Origin of the sequence: Algoriphagus oliviformis (assembly GCF_017254915.1) — a bacterium.
Classification (GTDB): domain Bacteria; phylum Bacteroidota; class Bacteroidia; order Cytophagales; family Cyclobacteriaceae; genus Algoriphagus; species Algoriphagus oliviformis.
In genome coordinates, this window is the sequence record NZ_JAFKCT010000006.1 from 32,496 (window position 1) to 49,896 (window position 17,401).

At 52.1% G+C, this 17,401-nt stretch carries 15 protein-coding genes; 9 read left to right on the top strand and 6 right to left on the bottom strand.

The features are described from left to right. The first annotated feature begins 103 nt into the window (after positions 1 to 103). From J0A68_RS14285 to J0A68_RS14300, 4 genes are all read left to right on the top strand, one after another. Complete coding sequence (locus J0A68_RS14285; RefSeq protein WP_206578900.1) at positions 104 to 643, top strand: DUF4924 family protein; 540 nt, start codon at positions 104 to 106, stop codon at positions 641 to 643. Positions 644 to 768: 125 nt separating this feature from the next. Further along, positions 769 to 3,330 (top strand): cation-translocating P-type ATPase, encoded by a 2,562-nt coding sequence (locus tag J0A68_RS14290; RefSeq protein WP_206578901.1) that lies wholly within the window; start codon positions 769 to 771, stop codon positions 3,328 to 3,330. 141 nt (positions 3,331 to 3,471) lie between these two features. Then, a complete protein-coding gene (locus tag J0A68_RS14295; RefSeq protein ID WP_317195120.1) occupies positions 3,472 to 4,779 on the top strand; it encodes an APC family permease in 1,308 nt (435 codons plus the stop codon). 61 nt (positions 4,780 to 4,840) lie between these two features. After that, on the top strand, positions 4,841 to 5,701 hold the full coding sequence (locus J0A68_RS14300) for a cation diffusion facilitator family transporter (RefSeq protein WP_206578902.1): 861 nt from the start codon (positions 4,841 to 4,843) through the stop codon (positions 5,699 to 5,701). Positions 5,702 to 5,845: 144 nt separating this feature from the next. Here the strand turns inward: J0A68_RS14300 and guaA are convergent, their stop codons facing one another. Then, positions 5,846 to 7,375, bottom strand: a complete 1,530-nt coding sequence (guaA, locus tag J0A68_RS14305) for a glutamine-hydrolyzing GMP synthase (RefSeq protein ID WP_206578903.1) — start codon at positions 7,373 to 7,375, stop codon at positions 5,846 to 5,848. Positions 7,376 to 7,718: 343 nt separating this feature from the next. Here guaA and J0A68_RS14310 point away from each other — a divergent pair, with 343 nt between their 5' ends. Together J0A68_RS14310 and J0A68_RS14315 are read left to right on the top strand one after the other, a co-directional pair. Beyond that, a complete protein-coding gene (locus tag J0A68_RS14310) occupies positions 7,719 to 8,321 on the top strand; it encodes an outer membrane beta-barrel protein (RefSeq protein ID WP_206578904.1) in 603 nt (200 codons plus the stop codon). A 47-nt stretch (positions 8,322 to 8,368) separates the two neighbouring features. Then, positions 8,369 to 10,093 (top strand): M28 family peptidase, encoded by a 1,725-nt coding sequence (locus J0A68_RS14315; RefSeq protein ID WP_206578905.1) that lies wholly within the window; start codon positions 8,369 to 8,371, stop codon positions 10,091 to 10,093. A gap of 26 nt (positions 10,094 to 10,119) precedes the next feature. Here the strand turns inward: J0A68_RS14315 and J0A68_RS14320 are convergent, their stop codons facing one another. Then, a complete protein-coding gene (locus tag J0A68_RS14320; RefSeq protein ID WP_206578906.1) occupies positions 10,120 to 11,133 on the bottom strand; it encodes a phosphotriesterase family protein in 1,014 nt (337 codons plus the stop codon). Between the two features lie 108 nt (positions 11,134 to 11,241). Between J0A68_RS14320 and J0A68_RS14325 the strand changes: the two genes are divergently transcribed. Continuing rightward, entirely contained in the window at positions 11,242 to 11,478 is a 237-nt protein-coding gene (locus tag J0A68_RS14325; RefSeq protein ID WP_206578907.1) for a hypothetical protein, read from the top strand. Continuing rightward, positions 11,460 to 11,762: a type II toxin-antitoxin system RelE/ParE family toxin gene (locus J0A68_RS14330; RefSeq protein WP_206578908.1), complete on the top strand. Its 303-nt coding sequence runs from the start codon at positions 11,460 to 11,462 to the stop codon at positions 11,760 to 11,762. The genes J0A68_RS14325 and J0A68_RS14330 overlap by 19 nt, the downstream gene beginning before the upstream one ends. Positions 11,763 to 11,860: 98 nt before the next feature. Here J0A68_RS14330 and folE read toward each other — a convergent pair whose 3' ends face one another. Both folE and J0A68_RS14340 read right to left on the bottom strand, forming a co-directional pair. Further along, entirely contained in the window at positions 11,861 to 12,565 is a 705-nt protein-coding gene (gene folE, locus J0A68_RS14335; RefSeq protein ID WP_206578909.1) for a GTP cyclohydrolase I FolE, read from the bottom strand. Then, the gene (locus J0A68_RS14340; RefSeq protein ID WP_206578910.1) at positions 12,525 to 12,935 is read right to left on the bottom strand and encodes a 6-pyruvoyl trahydropterin synthase family protein; all 411 of its coding nucleotides are present in this window, start codon (positions 12,933 to 12,935) and stop codon (positions 12,525 to 12,527) included. The genes folE and J0A68_RS14340 overlap by 41 nt, the downstream gene beginning before the upstream one ends. Before the next feature lie 275 nt (positions 12,936 to 13,210). On the opposite strand from J0A68_RS14340, the gene J0A68_RS14345 reads away from it, so the two are divergent. Next, a complete protein-coding gene (locus tag J0A68_RS14345) occupies positions 13,211 to 13,900 on the top strand; it encodes a murein L,D-transpeptidase catalytic domain family protein (protein WP_206578911.1) in 690 nt (229 codons plus the stop codon). On the opposite strand, the gene J0A68_RS14350 is transcribed toward J0A68_RS14345, so the two are convergent. Both J0A68_RS14350 and J0A68_RS14355 read right to left on the bottom strand, forming a co-directional pair. Then, positions 13,880 to 15,520: a L,D-transpeptidase family protein gene (locus tag J0A68_RS14350; protein WP_206578912.1), complete on the bottom strand. Its 1,641-nt coding sequence runs from the start codon at positions 15,518 to 15,520 to the stop codon at positions 13,880 to 13,882. The genes J0A68_RS14345 and J0A68_RS14350 overlap by 21 nt on opposite strands. A gap of 194 nt (positions 15,521 to 15,714) precedes the next feature. After that, entirely contained in the window at positions 15,715 to 17,358 is a 1,644-nt protein-coding gene (locus tag J0A68_RS14355) for a L,D-transpeptidase family protein (protein ID WP_206578913.1), read from the bottom strand. Positions 17,359 to 17,401: the final 43 nt, after the last annotated feature.

Sequence of the window (17,401 nt, forward strand, 5' to 3'; positions counted from 1 at the left end):
GCCTGCTTTGGCAGACAGACCCGATTGGAAAAGCAAATTCGATCACCCGCACAATCGCGGTTAGAGATGTGTCTTTATCTTTGCCCAGCCAAAACCCACAAAAATGAAATCCGTCGCTGAGCGCAAAAAGTCCCAAAATATAGGCGAATACCTCATCTACATGTACCAGATGGAGGATCTGATCCGCTCCTATCAGGGCAACATGGAGGAAATCCGCCAGTATGTCGTGTCGCACTACCCGGTCTCGGATGAGGAAAAAACGGAGATCACCGCCTGGCTGGAGTCCATTTTGGAAAAGATGAAAAGTCAGGAAACCCTGGAAAAAGGACATTTAAGAGAACTCAACGACCTCGTGGAAAACCTGGCAAACCTGCACTGGAAGCTGCTGAAATCCGACCGTTCCTACTTCGACTCCTACTCTAAAGCGAAGCCCTTTATCCTCGATGCCATCGTGGAAGCCAACGGTGTGGATCCCGGAAACGAAATCCAGATCTGCCTAAACGGGGTTTATGGGCTCCTGCTCAACCGCCTGCTAGGCGGAAAGGTCGAAGACAAGCGAGTAAAGGCAGCTGAGGCCTTTGGCGAGGTACTCAGCCTACTCAACTTCCACTACCAGCAGCGGATCTTCATGTCGCCAAACTAGACCTCGGAGAAACCTTTGCTTCAGGTGAAGCTATTTGGGGAAGAAAAAATCCCCACGCTTCCGGAAATAGCCTCCCGCGTCTCGCCAGTCCTTTGTATTTTAAGGCCTACCAACGAGCCGTAGCCATGACTTTTTACCAGCACCCCCTCTCCGAGCTTTTCACCACGTTCAATTCGCAAAAAGAGGGGCTTTCCGACGCAGAAGCGGAGAAAAGAATTCAGGAATTCGGCCCAAATGCACTGGAGGAAAAGAAGAAAAAGCCGGCTTGGCTGCTTTTTCTAAACCAGTTTAAGGACTTCATGATCCTGACACTCGCCGCGGCCGCGGTCATCTCCGGAGTCGTGGGAGACCTCACCGACACGATCATCATCCTCGTCATCATCGTACTCAATGCGGTCTTGGGCTTTGTGCAGGAATATCGCGCGGAAAAAGCGATGGAATCCCTGAAAAAGCTGACCGAAACCCAAACCAAAGCCATCCGAAACGGCCAAGTCCAAACCCTGCCGTCCAAATCACTCGTACCGGGAGACGTTGTCTTGCTCGAAGCCGGCAATATGGTACCCGCAGACATTCGGCTGATGGAGACCTTTTCGCTAAAAGTAGACGAATCTTCCCTCACAGGCGAGTCGGTCCCTGTAGACAAGTCCTTCCACCCCATCGACGCGGAAAACCTCGCCGCCGGAGACCAAACCAACATGGCCTTCAAGGGCACACTCGTCACCAACGGCCGGGGAACAGGGCTGGTCGTAGGTACCGGCATGAAGACCGAAATTGGAAAGATCGCCGGGCTGCTGCAGGAAGCTACTCCCGTGACCCCACTACAGCAGCGCATGGCCCGTTTTGGCAAGGTGATCTCCTATCTTATTTTGGGAATCTGTGCCCTGCTCTTCGTGGCCGGAACGGCTCGGGGAGAAGACATCTACCAAGTGCTGCTGCTGTCGGTCAGCTTGGCGGTGGCGGCCATTCCCGAAGCTTTGCCCGCGCTGATCACCATCGCACTGTCACTGGGTGCAGGTAGACTGGCGAAAAAAAACGCCCTGATCCGCAAGCTCCCCGCCGTGGAGAGCCTTGGCTCCGTGACCTACATCTGTACGGACAAGACTGGCACGCTCACCCAAAACAAAATGACGGTGGTCGAGCTTGATCAGGGAAAGCAGCAGCAGATCTCGCCGGACTTTTCCAATCTCCAACTGGGCATGGCGCTCTGCCACGATGTACTCCTCGACAAAGCTGGGAAGCCTGAAGGCGAAGCCACCGAGCTGGCGCTCGTGGAGCGACTCCTCGAAGACATATCGGCCTCCGCCTATCAAGAAATCAGCGACTCATTTCCCAGGATCGGCGAGGTTCCATTTGATTCAGACCGGAAGCGCATGAGTACCCTGCACCGCTTTGGCGACCAGGTATTGGTGCTCTGCAAAGGTGCCTCGGAGTCGGTCTCCGCCATATTGAAGGATCAAACCGCCGCCGAAGAGTTGAAGGTCTCGTCTGAAAAGTGGGCCGAGAAGGGACAGCGCGTCCTTGCCTTTGCCGGAAAGCTGATCCCCGAGCTACCCGCGGAATCCGAGTGGGAAAAGCTGGAGGCTGGACTGGAGTATTTCGGGAAAACCGGACTCATCGATCCCCCAAGGGAACAGGTGAAAACATCCATCCAGGAGTGCAAGACGGCAGGGATTAGGCCGGTGATGATCACCGGAGACCACCCTGCGACGGCAAAAGCGATAGCGGAGGAAGTCGGGATTTGGCAAGCGGGTGACCTGGTTCTCACCGGGGCGGAGCTTGCCAAGCTGGGCGAAAAAGAATTTGCGCAGCAGGTGGAAAAGGTGACCGTCTATGCGCGGGTAGCTCCCGAGCAGAAGCTGAGGATCGTACAGGCCCTGCAAGCAAAGGGACACTATGCAGCTATGACCGGCGACGGGGTCAATGACGCCCCTTCCCTCAAGGCTGCCACCATCGGCGTGGCGATGGGCATCGCCGGAACTGATGTAAGTAAAGAAGCCGCCCACCTCATCCTTCTGGACGACAACTTTTCCACCATCGTCAAGGCAGTGAAAGAGGGCCGTCGCATCTACGACAACATCCGCAAATTCATCAAGTACATCATGACCTGCAACGGGGCAGAGATCTGGGTCATCGGCCTTGCTCCCTTTTTGGGACTCCCCAATCCTCTCCTCCCCATCCACATCCTCTGGATCAATCTGGTCACTGATGGGCTTCCGGCCTTGTCACTTGCCGGGGAGAAACCGGAGAAAGACCTGATGAACCGCCCTCCACGCCCGACCAAGCAGAGCCTTTTTGCCGAAGGCGTAGGATACCATATCGTCTGGGTGGGGATGCTGATGGCAGGAGTCACCTTGTTCACCCAGTTTTGGGCGATCCGCCAAAGCTGGCATTGGCAGACGATGGTCTTCTCGGTGCTCTCCTTTTCCCAGCTCGCCCACGTGATGGCGGTGCGCAGCGACCGGACTTTCCTTTTCCGACAAGGCTTGCTGAGCAACAGGCCTCTCCTGGCTTCCGTCGGATTCACGATGGCGCTCCAGTTTGCGGTCATCTACCTTCCATGGCTCAACGACATCTTCAGAACCCAAGCCTTGGATATCACCGAGCTTCTATTCAGCGGGGGCATGGCCCTGATTGTCTTTCACGCAGTGGAAATGGAGAAATGGGTCCGGAAAAAATTGGGAAGCTAGGCATGGGTCAGCTAAGTGCCGATTTTCTTACAAACCAGCATCTTCCTTTCCCCGACCTGACCAATCCCGTAGAAGGGATTTTGTTCTTTGGACTTTCTCTTTATCTTCCCAAAAAGAGCCATCACCCCAAAACAAGTCCGCGTGACCCAAGACAACACAGCAGAAGCCAACACCGAAAAATTGCCCAGAAACCTGGGGTTTTGGGGAATCTGGATGCTGGTGGTGAATGGCCTGATCGGCGCGGGAATTTTTGGGCTTCCGAGCGGCGCTTTCGCCTTGGCAGGAGAGTATAGCGTCTTGGTCTACGCCTTCTGCGCCCTGCTCATGCTTCCGGTGATCCTTTGCTTTGCGGAGCTGGGGAGCTACTTCCGAGGCACCGGCGGCCCGATCCGGTATGGCACCCTGGCCTTTGGGCCTTTCATTGGATTTCAGGGAGGCTGGCTCTACTATTTGGCGAGGCTGATTTCCTTCTCCGCCAACACCGTTTTGCTCACGGACAGCATCGCGTATTTCCTGCCCTCCGCGGGGCTTGGAGGCGGCAGACTCGCCACGCTTGCGATGGTCTGCCTTGCCTTGAGCCTGGTCAACGTCCTCGGCTCCCTGGAGTCCATCCGGTCCATGACCCTGGTCACCGTCATCAAATTTGCCGTGCTGATCCTTCTGCCCATTTGCGGATTTGCGGTATTGGGAAAAGACGTGATTCCCTCATTCCAGTCGTCCCTGCCTTCTTCCTCTGACTTGGGAAGTACCGCCCTGCTTCTGATCTATGCCTTTGTAGGCTTCGAAGGAGCGGTGGTACCAGCCGGAGAGGCCAAAAGACCCGAGCGGGACATGCCCTTGGGATTGCTGTTTGGTTTGGCCGTGGTCACCGTGCTCTATATGCTGATCCAGCTCGTATCCCAGGCAGCCATTCCAAATCTTGCGGATACCAAAACCCCGCTTTTGGACGTTTCCGCATCGCTTTTCGGAGATGTGGGAGCGGTGCTGCTGATGGTCGGCGTAGTCGCTTCCGTCGTCGCCAACCTGATCGGCTCGATGTTTTCGGCTACCCGAGTCACCTATGCGCTGGCCTTGGATGGCTCGCTTCCCGGCTGGTTTGGCAAGGTGCACGCCCGTTTTCTCACCCCAGCCAACTCCGTAGTCTTCTTCGGCGTCGCCGCCTTTATGCTTTCCGCCTTCGGTACCTTCACCGTACTGGCTGCCATGACGGTGCTGTCACGGCTTTTTCTCTACATCATGAGCTGCGCGGCGATCCCCAAGCTGCGACCTCGGTTTCGGGAAAAAGGACGGTTTATCCTCAGGGGCGGCTATACTGTCCCGATCCTGGGCACGCTGGCCTGCCTTTGGCTGATGCTTCAGGTAAGTTCCCAATCGGTCTGGATGACGGCCTTATTTATCGCCGTGGGAAGCGGTCTTTTTTGGTTGGGGAAAAAGCAAAACAGTTCCTAAGACTGCTTTTGCCCAAAATTCCCGACCAAAAGGCCGAAATTCGCATTTTGTACCAAAGCCCATGAGTAACCTCGCCATTCGTACCGTCCTTTTCAGCATGCTGGGAAACGCCGTCCTGGCCGGAATCAAGTTTTTGGCGGGGATCTTTGGCAACTCCTACGCCCTGATCGCCGACGGCATTGAGTCTACGGTGGACATCTTCTCTTCCCTCCTCGTATTGATGGGGCTGAGATATGCCGAGCGCCCTGCCGACGAAAACCACCCCTACGGTCACGGCAAGGCGGAGCCTCTGATCACCTTTTTGGTCGTCGTTTTCCTCGTCGTTTCGGCGGTAGCCATCGCCTGGCAAGCCATCCAAAACATCCAAACGCCCCATTCCCTTCCGGAGCCCTGGACGCTGATCGTGCTGGGTGCGATCATCATTTGGAAGGAAAGCTCCTACCAACTGGTGATGAAGCGGGCTAAAAAGATCCAAAGCTCCTCCCTCAAGGCCGAAGCCTGGCACCACCGATCCGACGCCTTCACCTCTGTGGCGGCATTTTTGGGGATTTCGGTAGCCATCTTCGGTGGCGAAGGTTTTGAGGTGGCGGACGACTATGCCGCGCTGATCGCCTGCGTCTTTATCCTGTACAATTGCTACGGGATATTCAGACCCGCACTGAGTGAGGTGATGGACGAGGACAACTACGAGGAGCTGACGCAAAAAATCCGAAAAATCGCCCTGCAAGTGGAAGGAGTCAAAGGCACGGAAAAGTGTTTTATCCGCAAAGCAGGGATGAAATACCACGTCGACCTGCATGCCACCGTGACCGGCAGTCTATCTGTGAGGGAAGGCCATGACATCGCCCATGCCTTGAAGGATCGGCTGCGTAGGGAGCTCCAGGAACTGGGACACGTGCTGATCCACATCGAGCCTGCCTGATTTTTTTGGCACTCTTATGAGTTCCACAACATTTCCCCCAAAGTCTTCCTATCAAAAAAAGTCCTCCAAGGGATTTTAAACCCTTGGAGGACAAATTCGGATCCTTTTAAATCGAATTTCCGAAATCAAAAATTCCAAATTGAATTATTCCCACTCGATGGTTGCCGGTGGCTTGGAGGAAATATCGTACACGACGCGGTTGACTCCCTTCACGCGATTGATGATCTCGTTGGACATCTTGCCGAGGAACTCATATGGAAGATGGATCCAGTCAGCGGTCATGCCATCCACAGATCCTACCGCCCTCAGTGCGACTACCCGCTCATAGGTTCTTTCGTCACCCATCACACCCACGGACTGGATAGGCAGAAGCATCGCTCCAGCCTGCCAGACCTGGTCGTAGAGGCCGTGGTCTTTGAGGCCTTTGATAAAAATGTGATCAACCTCTTGGAGCGTCTTGACTTTTTCCTCGGTGACGTCCCCCAAGATACGGATACCAAGGCCAGGCCCTGGGAAAGGATGTCTACCGATGATGGTCTCTACGATCTCCAGCGCACGGCCTACTTCCCGTACTTCGTCTTTGAAAAGCGTATTCAGCGGCTCCACGACGGAAAGCTTCATGAAGTCCGGCAAGCCGCCCACGTTGTGGTGGGATTTGATGGTAGCGGAAGGGCCTTTTACAGAAACCGACTCGATCACATCTGGGTAGATGGTACCTTGTCCCAGCCACTTCACGCCGTCGATTTTATGTGCCTCGTCGTCAAACACCTCGATAAACACGCGGCCGATGGCCTTGCGCTTCGCCTCTGGATCGGTCAGTCCGGCCAAGGCATCGTAGAAACGCTGTTTGGCGTCTACCCCGATCACGTTCAGGCCCATGTGCTTGTAGGAGTCGAGTACTTCTTCAAACTCGTTTTTGCGCAGCAGGCCATTGTCCACAAACACGCAAGTCAGCTGATCGCCAATCGCGCGGTGGATCAAAGTCGCAGCCACAGAAGAGTCAACTCCTCCAGAGAGACCCATCACGACCTTGTCAGAGCCGATTTTTTCCTTCAGATCTGCGACCGTTGCGTCAATAAAGACATCCGAAGTCCAGTCTTGTGAGCAACCGCAAATGCCTACCACGAAGTTTCTGAGGAGATTTTTACCCTCAGATGAGTGCGTCACTTCTGGGTGAAACTGGATGCCGTAGGTTTTTTCACCTTCCACTTTGAAAGCTGCTACACGAACAGAGGAAGTACTCGCAATGACCTCAAATCCAGCCGGAAGCTCCTTGATCGTATCCCCGTGGGACATCCACACTTGGGAGCCGTGGGTCATTTCTTTCAGCAGGTCGTGGTGCAGGTCGATATGGTCGAGGTTGGCGCGGCCGTACTCGCGGATGGTAGATGGCAACACCTCTCCTCCGTATTTGCTCGCCAAAAGCTGCGCTCCGTAGCATACGCCCAGCAGGGGCAGCTTGCCGCGGAATTGGTCGATGTCCAAATCTGGCGCATCCGCGTCTCGCACGGAGCACGGGGAGCCGGAAAGAATCACGCCTTTGATATCGGAGGTGATCTCGGGAATCTTGTTGTAGGGGTGGATTTCGCAATAAACGTTCAGTTCTCGAACTCGTCGGGCGATGAGTTGTGTGTACTGGGAACCGAAATCTAGGATGAGGATTTGTTCTGCCATGCGCAAAGGTAAGCAGGTCAGGGAAAACGAGGAAACCTTCTTGGAATATTTCGGAATAATGTTTGGCGGAGCTGGGATTGAAAAATTGGAAAATTGAAAGATTGGAAAATTGCAACAGCCAGTAGTGACGCCTCAGGATCGAAAAACCCTCCAAGGGTTTTGAACCCTTGGAGGGTTGATGTCGAACAATCGGCTCCTGAGCCTGTCAAAGGGCTTTTCACATCCATTAAGACCAAAGTTGCCCAATTTTTAACAATTGTTTAGTTAAAGAAAATCAAACACATTTCTGACCTAATGAACTTAGTATATGTTTGGGTTTTTCAACACAAAACCCATTCTATCTATGAAAGCAAATCAACTCTTGCTAGCCACCTTCCTGCTGGTCGCTACTCCATTTATCTCCAAAGCTCAGGACAAACCGAAACTGTCCTATACCATTGGAGCAGGCACTACAATCGACCGAAGCAATTCCCTTTGGGGAATGAATTTCACCAACGAATTCAATATAGAGTTCCGGGAGCGCACCTCTTTCAATCTTGGGCTTTCCTTTTATCAATCTTTGGGTACACTCTATGAAAAATCACTGCCCGAAGGCTCGGGAGATCAAAACAAGGAACAATCCTCCGGCATTTTCTTCACCCCCTCAATCAAATATGACCTCATCCAAAGTCCCTCCGGCTTCAACCTATCTCTGGCGGCAGGGCCCTCTTTGCAACTGGGTGGAGAAACCTACCTTCGGTCCTATTTCACTGGTGATCCTTTCGCTTCCTATAGCACAAACAAACTTCAAAGGCTTGGCGTGATGGCAGAGCTTGAAGCCGAGTGGAATTCCAAGAATCCCAATCTAAAAAACGCTGTCAGTCTTTCTGCCTATGGGGCGGAAAAGACCTTTGCCCAGTACGTCAATTTGACCTACAAACTGCGATTTGGCCTCGGAAAGAACTAGCCAAACTCGTATCTAGCGAGTCCAAAGCCCTTTTTTCAAGTTTTACAATGAAAACCAAAACCGCCTTTACCTTCCTTGCCCTTTGTTTGAGCTTTTTTGCGCAAGCCCAAAAACAACCTCTTGAACCGATCACCAAGCCCTATTTCAAGTTGGTCAGACCGGAGTTTCAGGGAGATTTGGCCTATGAGACCGTCGGTTTTGTGGAAAAATACTGGCGAGTCGCAGGGAATACAGGATTTAACGAAACAGTCCATCGCATCGCTGAAAAGCTGGAAGCAGCAGGCTATATCCGGGAGGAAAAGGCAAAGCCCTCCGACCGACTCACCTATCGCATCGAAAAGCGGAAGATGGATCGCCCGACTTGGGAGCCTGTCTCCGCTTCGCTTACGATTTTGGGAAGCGATGAAGTTCTGCTTTCCTCAGAGACCAACCGCAACATGACCTACCTCTACTCCAGCTCGACCCCAGACGCGGGTCTGAGCGGAGAAGTGGTTTACATCGCCTCCAAGGAAGAACTGGCATCTAAGGATCTTTCAGGGAAGATTGTCTTTTCCGACCAAGTCCCCTACCGTACACTCCAGTCTGCGGTGAGAGAAAAGGGTGCTTTGGGAGCCTTGACCTATGACATGCCTGCCTACTTGCAGCCGGAGAAAAACACGACTTCTATCCAGTTTCGCAGCATGCGCTACGATGAGACAAATCCGGCCTGGGCGATCGCGCTCTCTTTCGCAGCAAAAGAAAAACTCAAAGTCGCGCTGACAAAAGGCAAAGTAGAAGTCCTGACAAAAGTCCAAACCAAGATCTACGAATCGGAGGAGCTGACCATCATCGCCAATGTCAAGGGCAGCGAACTCCCGCTGGAGAGCCTCGTTTTCTCCGCCCACATCCAGGAGCCCGGCGCCAATGACAACGCTACTGGCGTCGGCACCCAGTTGGAGATGGCGGAGATTACAGCCGACCTGATGCAAAAAGGGAAACTCGATTTGAAGCGCACGCTGACCTTCCTCTGGGGAGACGAGATCATCTCCACCCGCCGCTACGTACAGGAGGAGGAAAAACGCGACCCGGAGATCAAATGGGGCATTTCCCTGGACATGGTGGGCGAAAACACCGAGGTCACCGGAGGCACCTTCCTGATCGAAAAGATGCCCGATCCTAGCGCCATCTGGACTCGGGGTGAGGAGAAGCACAGCGAATGGGGCGGCGAGCCACTCTCCAAAGAGCAGATGAAACCGCACTATTTCAATGATTTTATCCTGACCAACTTCAAGGCTCAAGGAGAATATGCGGACTGGGTAGTGAAGACCAATCCTTTCGAGGGAGGTTCGGATCACACGCCTTTCTTGCAGGCGGATATTCCCGGGCTGCTGCTTTGGCACTTCACCGACCAGTTTTACCACACCGACAATGACCGTCTGGACAAGATTTCCCAAACAACCATGGTCAACGTAGGAACGGCCGCCTTGGTCTCTGCCTATACGTTACTTAATGCCGACGGCAAAACCGCCGAAAAAATGCTGGAGATGCTCGTCGCAGAGGCCTCCAATCGCCTGGCAATCGAAAACCGACTCAGCAAAGCGGCCATCGCAGGCGGAGGGGACGCGGCAGCGGAACAGGACATTTTGGATACCTGGCTAGACTACTACCTCAAGGCTCTGGATACGGTGAGGGACATGGTACCGGAGGGAGATGAAAAGACGCTGAAAAAGATCGAAATGGCGAAGGCGCTATTTCTATCCCATACAGCGGCGATGGCCAAGTTGAATATGTAGAACTCCAGTCTTAACCCTCCAAGGGTTCAAAACCCTTGGAGGGTTGTCGGGAGCCCAAAAGCCCCTTTGGGATTCTCGACCAATAAAAGCTCAAAATCCGCATCGGTAAATCCTTTGGCTTTCAAGACTGGAATCAGCTTTTCGAAGATATTGGTAAAAGGGACAAAGTCTCCACCATCCACTTTGGCTGGATCGTACCAGCCTGCATCGTGGGAAATCAGCACTTGACCCACCAGATCTTTTTCTTTCGCAAAAACCAGCCGATCCACGTACTCCGCCACGCTCCAGCCTATCCCGTCCAGGCTGATCCAAACGCCCATTTTGGCTGCTTTTTGGTAGTTTTCAAATTCGGCTTCCGCTTGGGCATGTACCCAAACAAAGGCTGAAGGGTCTATTCCCATTTCCTGCAAAATCGCCAACTCCTGACTCGCGGTAGCCCAAGTGCCTGTATGGGAGGCGATGCGAAGGCCGGTTTTCTGATGCGTGATTCCCGCCGCTCTCACCAACTTGGCATCGATTTCTCGAAGCGTGGCGGCTTCATTGACCGAGATCTTGATAAAGCCCGGTTTGATGCCCGTGCCTTCGATTCCGTTTTCAAATTCATCTATCCACCTATCCGCCAGCTGTTCGGCAGTTTCCGAAAAGGCATGCTCCTTCAAGTATTTTCCGCCCACCGCGCCGTAGTATCCGGTGTTGGTCACGATTCGGATTCCCGACGTTTCACTGAGCTCCTGGAGCAAAATCGGATCTTTTCCAAGATAGGAAGGCGTACAGTCAAAAATGGTTTTTACGCCATATTGCTTCACGTCCAAAAGGTAAGGAAGGACTTTGGCGACTACCGAATCCCGGTTCCATCGCTCCAAACTGACCGAATCTGCCCCAATAAAATCCACCAGCATATGCTCGTGGATCAGGGTCAAACCCATAGAGTCGATGGGGAAAGAGCCTGTGACGGTATTGAAATAGGATTTTTCGGATTTCGGCTGGGTGCAGGAAAACGATAGCATTGCAAATACCCACACAAAACAAAAGTGCTTCATTCCTAAATCTATCTATTTCGATGGACAGAAAAATGCAAGTCTCAGATTTTGACACCTCGAACTTTTCATGCCGAATCCTTATTTTAGTCTTAGCAAACAAAAAAACACATGGATACGGTTGCCGACCTGAAAAACGATTTGATTTCCAGAATCCAATCTTCCCAAGACCTGAAGTTTCTAAAAGCTCTTCAAACCTTGCTAGATTCAGCCGAGCAGCCAGTTTTCGGGCTTTCAGAGGAACAGCAACAAGCAATCAATTCGGGCCGACAAGAAATCGCAGATGGGAAATCAAAGCCCCATAGCCAAGTCATTTCTGAGATGAAAGAATGGCTGACAAAGAAGTAATCTGGTCAAATCGTGCCAATGCAGAACTTACTGAAATTCTCCAGTTCTATATCCAGCGAAACAAAAGCAACACCTACGGCCTGAAACTGTTGGAAGAGATTGACTCCATGATTGAGAAAATCGTCCGGCACAACTTCATCGGAAGGCTCACCAAAGACGGGAATGCCAGAGTGGTAATTTTGAAGGCTTACCTGATTTTTTATGATATACGGCCAACTGAAATCCATATTCTTTCTATCTGGGACAGCAGACAAAACCCAGAAAAAACACCTTCGTCCAAATAGAATTTCGGACGACTCGCAAATGTAGAAACAAAGCGATTTCAGCAGAAAACAAAAAAACCGAGCCTCCCAGCCCGGTTTTACTATTTATCGCTTCAGCCTTATTTCTCCAGACTGATATAGTTCAGAAATTCGTTTCGGCTCTGCTCCTCCCGCTCGAATTTGCCGGAGTAGAAGGACGTCACCGTCGTGCTGTTGGTGTCCTGCACGCCGCGGGAGCTTACGCACATGTGGTAGGCATCCATGATCACGGCCACGTCCTCGGTACCCAAGGCCTGCTTCAGCTCGTTGCCGATCTGCATAGTCAGCCGCTCCTGCACCTGAGGGCGCTTGGCGTAATATTGTACGATGCGATTGATCTTGGACAGTCCGATCACATGACCATTGGAAATATAGGCCACATGCGCCTTACCATAAATGGGCACGAAATGATGTTCGCAGTGGGAATGGAACGTGATGTCCTTCTCCACCAGCATCTCGTTGTACTTGAATTTGTTTTCAAAAAGCTTCGCCGCAGGCTTGTTTTTGGGATTTAGGCCGCTGAAGACCTCCTTCACGTACATCTTGGCCACGCGATGTGGGGTACCTTTGAGGCTGTCGTCCGAGAGATCCAAGCCCAGGATATTCATGATTTCCTTGAAATGCTTCTCGATCAGCTCAATCTTCAGCTCGTCGGTCATCGCAAAAGCGTCCTCCCGCAGGGGAGTCTCCAGAGAGGAACCCACATGTTCTTCCCCGATTTCGTCGAAAGAAGAGCCAGTCAGGTCAATTCCCATCGTATTCAACAAAGTTCCTTTCTGTTTCATAAAGCCGAATCGTTAATTCGAATTTCCGATCAATTTTTTCCCTCAAAATATTCCAAATAACCACTGCAATGTTTTCTGCAGACGGGTTGAGATTTTTGAATTCATCGGTATCCAGGTTTAGATTTTTATGGTCAAACTTGTTCAGAACGTGCTTTTTGATCAGCTCGCTCAATACTTTCATATCAAAGACATAGCCAGTCTCGGGATCGATCTCCCCCCTGAGTTTTACGACCAGTTCGTAATTATGGCCATGAAAACTGGGGTTGTTGCACTTGCCGAACACGGCTTCGTTCTTTTCTTCAGACCAGGCGGGGTTGTACAGACGATGCGCGGCGTTGAAGTGCTCTTTGCGATATACCGATACTTTCATGAATGGGTGAAACAAGCGTCTTGCGACTTTTGTTTGGATTTTTTGTTTTTTATCCGCCTTTTGGGCTCTGCGAAAATCGAGAACGGCAAAATTACGGAATTAAACTTGCCTATTAAAATCAGCCCAAACCGAGCCATCTTTAGAACCAAAAGCAAGGGATGGTGGTTCCCCTGAAAAATCCACAAGTTTTTAGCCCAATTTATAAGAACTTGACAATTAGATCGTTTGAATCAACGGGACAACACCCTAAATTTGCAGATTCACCCCAGTAGCGTATGATTTACCAGTCCGTGATTATCACCTTTCTGCTGTTCATCGGCATCTTTCCAAATCCACGTCTTACCGAAAAAACCTCCCAGCCCATCTCCAGCGCCGACCCGGTGACGCTGAGCTACGAGGGATTGAAGGGTGAGCGCGGTAGCCTGCCCTCCAAGGAAGTCTTCACTCTTGCCATCCAAGGCTGGACCAAAATGCAGGACAAACTCAAGTCAAAAGTCCTGACGGTGATAGACTTCAGCCTGCCCTCTACTGCCAAAAGAATGTGGATCATCGATCCCGAAAAGGGCGAAATTCTGCTGAATTCCGTCGTTTCCCATGGCAGAAATTCCGGCGAGCTGATGGCAAAATCCTTTTCCAACCAGCCCGAATCCTTCAAAAGCAGCCTGGGATTCTACACGACTGCGGAAACCTACAACGGCAAACACGGCTATTCACTGCGTTTGGACGGCTTGGAAAAAGGCTTCAACGACCAAGCCCGCAACCGCGCGATCGTCATCCACGGAGCGGATTATGCGCGGGAGGAATTTGCCAAGTCGGTCGGCCGACTTGGACGTAGCCTTGGATGTCCTGCCCTTCCCAGCGAGCTTTCAGCCAAGGCGATTGACCTGATCAAAAACGGCTCTCTGCTCTTCATTTTTGGCAAAGACGCAAGCTACCTGGAGAAATCAAGCCTCATCAAGGCCTGATTTCCCGCTTTTCAGCGCCTTCAGCAGCGCCGCATCCCGGTCATATATGTCTGAGCGGAAGTTGGCTTTTCCGTCTTTGCCAGCCCAAAAGGTCATGTAGAGCAGTACCACGGGGATTTTTCGGTCCAGCTTCACCGTCTGCTCCTCCCCTTTGTTCATCGCTTCCAGGATTTTTTCCTCATCCCATTTGGCGTCGTCAAGAAGGATTTTCGCAAACTGATCCGGATGCTGTATGCGGATACAGCCGTGGCTCAGCGCTCGGGTTTCTTTTTCAAAAAGACTTCGCGCAGGCGTGTCGTGGATGTAGATATTGTACTCGTTGGGGAACATGAACTTCACCAGTCCCAGGGAATTGTCCCCGCCCGGCTTCTGGCGTACGCGATAGCCGGTTTCCTTTGACCAGTTTACCTTCGAAGCGTTTACGGGTTCGCCATTCCCGTTCACCACTTCCATGTTTTTCTGCGAAAGGTAGTTGGGGTTTTTCTCCACCGCCGGAATGATCTCGTCGGCTGTGATCGAGGGCGGCACATTCCAATACGGACTAAACACAATGTAGCTCATCGGCGCGGTGAAAGTCGGTGACTCGCTGTACTCCTTGCCCACGATCACCTTGGCGGTAAAGGCAGTATCGGCCTTTTGCAGGTAGTCTAGCTGATAGTTGGCTACATTGACCAGCACCATCTCCTGATCCCAGTCTATCGTCGGCATCCAGCGGAGGCGCTCCATATTGACCGCGGCAATGTCGATGAGATCTTGGGGAGACTTGTTCAGTGATTCGGCCACCAGCGCTCCGATGACTCCGTCGGGCTTCATGCCGTTCGACTCCTGGTAGCGCTGCAGCCCAGCAAACATAGTCGAGTCAAACAGTGTCGGCTCGTCCGTGTCGTAAGCATCCAAAAAGTCCCAAAAAACCAGACGCTTACGCAAAGCAGGGATCGCTTCATGCTTCTCTCCCACGTGGATTGCTCCGTCTACACGGGCAAATTCCCACTGGAGCGTATCGTTTTTCTGAACTTCGTAAAGTTCCGAAATCGCCTCACGGCCTCTGGCATAAAGCTCCGAATTGGGATAGAGTCTCGCAAAAACCTTGTCCACAGCACTTCCATCGGCGATCTCGCCCAGCAAAGCGACGTAGTCTACCTCGGTCTTTTTCTCCTCAAATTTCCAATTGGGATCCAGCTTGGAGGGATTGACCTTTCCTTTTTCCAGATCATGGGCGAGCATGAAAAACCCATCGGTCAGGAGCAGCTCGAGTCTGGTTTTTTCCTCATCCGAAAGGCCCTTAAACTTCTTTTTATCCTTTTCCGGATTCGAGGCCAGCTCGGCGATCTGGTCCAGATGGTAGTCTGCCGGCTGAAGACCATCGTATTTCGACTCTTCAATCCGGGCCAGCATATCCTTTCCTTTTCCAGAGAGCCCATTGCCATCGAGCCAAATGCTCGCAAAGTCCCGTGAGGCATAAAAAGAGCGGATTTGCTCCGTCTGTCCAGATTCCACGATTTCTGTCTCTTCGCTCAGGAGGCTTTGCTCCAGTTCGGCGGAAATATCCGAATCAGAGCAGGAAAACAAGCCAAAAGCTACGGTCATAGCAGCGGCGATGGGGATGAGGATCTTTTTCATAACAGGCGATTTGGTATCGTCTGCAACATTTCAAAGTCCGTACAGAAAGACGCAAGACTTTAGACACAAGACGCAAGAAGCTAGAAAACAACAAATTAGCGCTGCACCCACCCACAAAGCGACTATTAATCTCTCGAAAAAAGCGAGGCTGTTTTTTCCCAATCTGAGAAAAACTCCACAGCCACTTGTCAGGCCTACTTCCTCAAAGCCTCCAAAATCTCCGCATCCCGATCGTAGATATCCTGACGGAAGTGGGGCTGTCCTTTGGAATCCGCCCAGAAGGTCAGGTAAAGCAGGACTACGGGAATCTTGCGCGGCAGGCTCACGATCTGCTCCTTGGTCTGGTGCATGGCTTGATCGATTTTCTCGGGTGTCCAGCTCGGATCATCTTTTAGCAGCATCTGGGCAAACTGCGCCGGATTTTGGATACGGATACAGCCATGGCTCAGGGCCCTGTCTTCCTTGGCAAAAAGCGAACGCGTCGGGGTGTCGTGGATGTAAACATTGTGGCTGTTAGGAAACATAAACTTCACCAAGCCGAGGGAATTGCTGCCACCCGGCTTTTGGCGGATCATGTAGGGAAAGGATCGGGCAGACCAGTTGATGCTGGCGGGATCTACCTGCTTGCCGGAAAAAGTCACCACATCCATGTTCTTTTGGTTGAGGTAGTTTGGGTTTTTCCTCACTGCCGGGATGATTTCTTTTCTTGCGATAGAGGGGGGGATATTCCAATAGGGGCTAAATACGATATAGCTCATCTCCGCGGTGAAGATCGGGGACTCGTGATACTGCTTGCCCACGATCACGCGCGCGGAAAGCAGCGTGTCCAGCTTGTCCACGTAGTCCAGCTGGTAGTTGGCGATGTTGACCAGGATCATTTCCAGGTTTTGCACCGTATCGGGCAGCCAGCGCAAGCGCTCGAGGTTGACCGCAGCTTTCTCGAAGAGCATAAGTGGTGAAGCATTGAGTCCCAGGGCGGTGTTTTTACCGATGATCCCGTCCGGCTCCATGCCGTTTCTGAGCTGGAAAGCCTGAACTCCCAAGAACATCGCGGAGTCGTAGCGCTTGGAATCCCGCGCCGAGTCGCTCTTGGCGTAGCCCCAATAGTTGAGCCGCTCCCTCAGCACCGGAATGAAGGCATGGCTGTCCCCCACTTTGATCGACTTGTCCAGCTTCACGGGCTTCCAGTCCAGCGTGTCCGTCTTGGTGCGTTCGTCCATTGCGCGCAGCACCTCCCGCCCCTTTTTGTAGATGGAAAATTTGGGATAAAGGCGCTCTAGGTTTCTGCGGATTTCCTGCTCGGCTACGGCCCGATTGAGCAGGTCAAGGTAGCTCATCCGGCTGCTTTTTCTCACGATCTCCCAGCTGCCTTTCAGGCTGGTGGGATCGACCTTACCCAGCTCCAGATCTCGGGAAAGCAGAAAAAAAGCATCCGTGAGCAGCAGCTCCAGATCGACCAGTTGCCCGGTGTCGTTTGGCTTTTTTGCGGACTTGTTTCCTTCGAAAGTCTGGAAATAAGCATCGATCATCGTGAGGTGATAGTCGCTTGGCAGGAGTCCGTCAAACTTGGACTGTCGTATCTCAAACCTCATCTCGTAGGCCAGTTCCAAGAGCACGCCGCTTTTAGACCAAACCGCCTCAAAATTGCGATCTGCGTAAAACCTGTGGATCAGCTCGCTGTTTTCCAAATCCACCCCTGCAATGCTGGGCTTCATCGTAGGATCCTCCACCTCCATTCTTGCCCTCAGCAGAGTAGAAATGGGGTCTGACGCGTTCTGAAAAGCAAAAATCGGATGGAATACAATTAAAAAGAGTCCAACTAGAAGCAGGTTTTTCATAGGTGTTTTTTGATCTGCTGAATATAGTCCTCCCATAAAACAA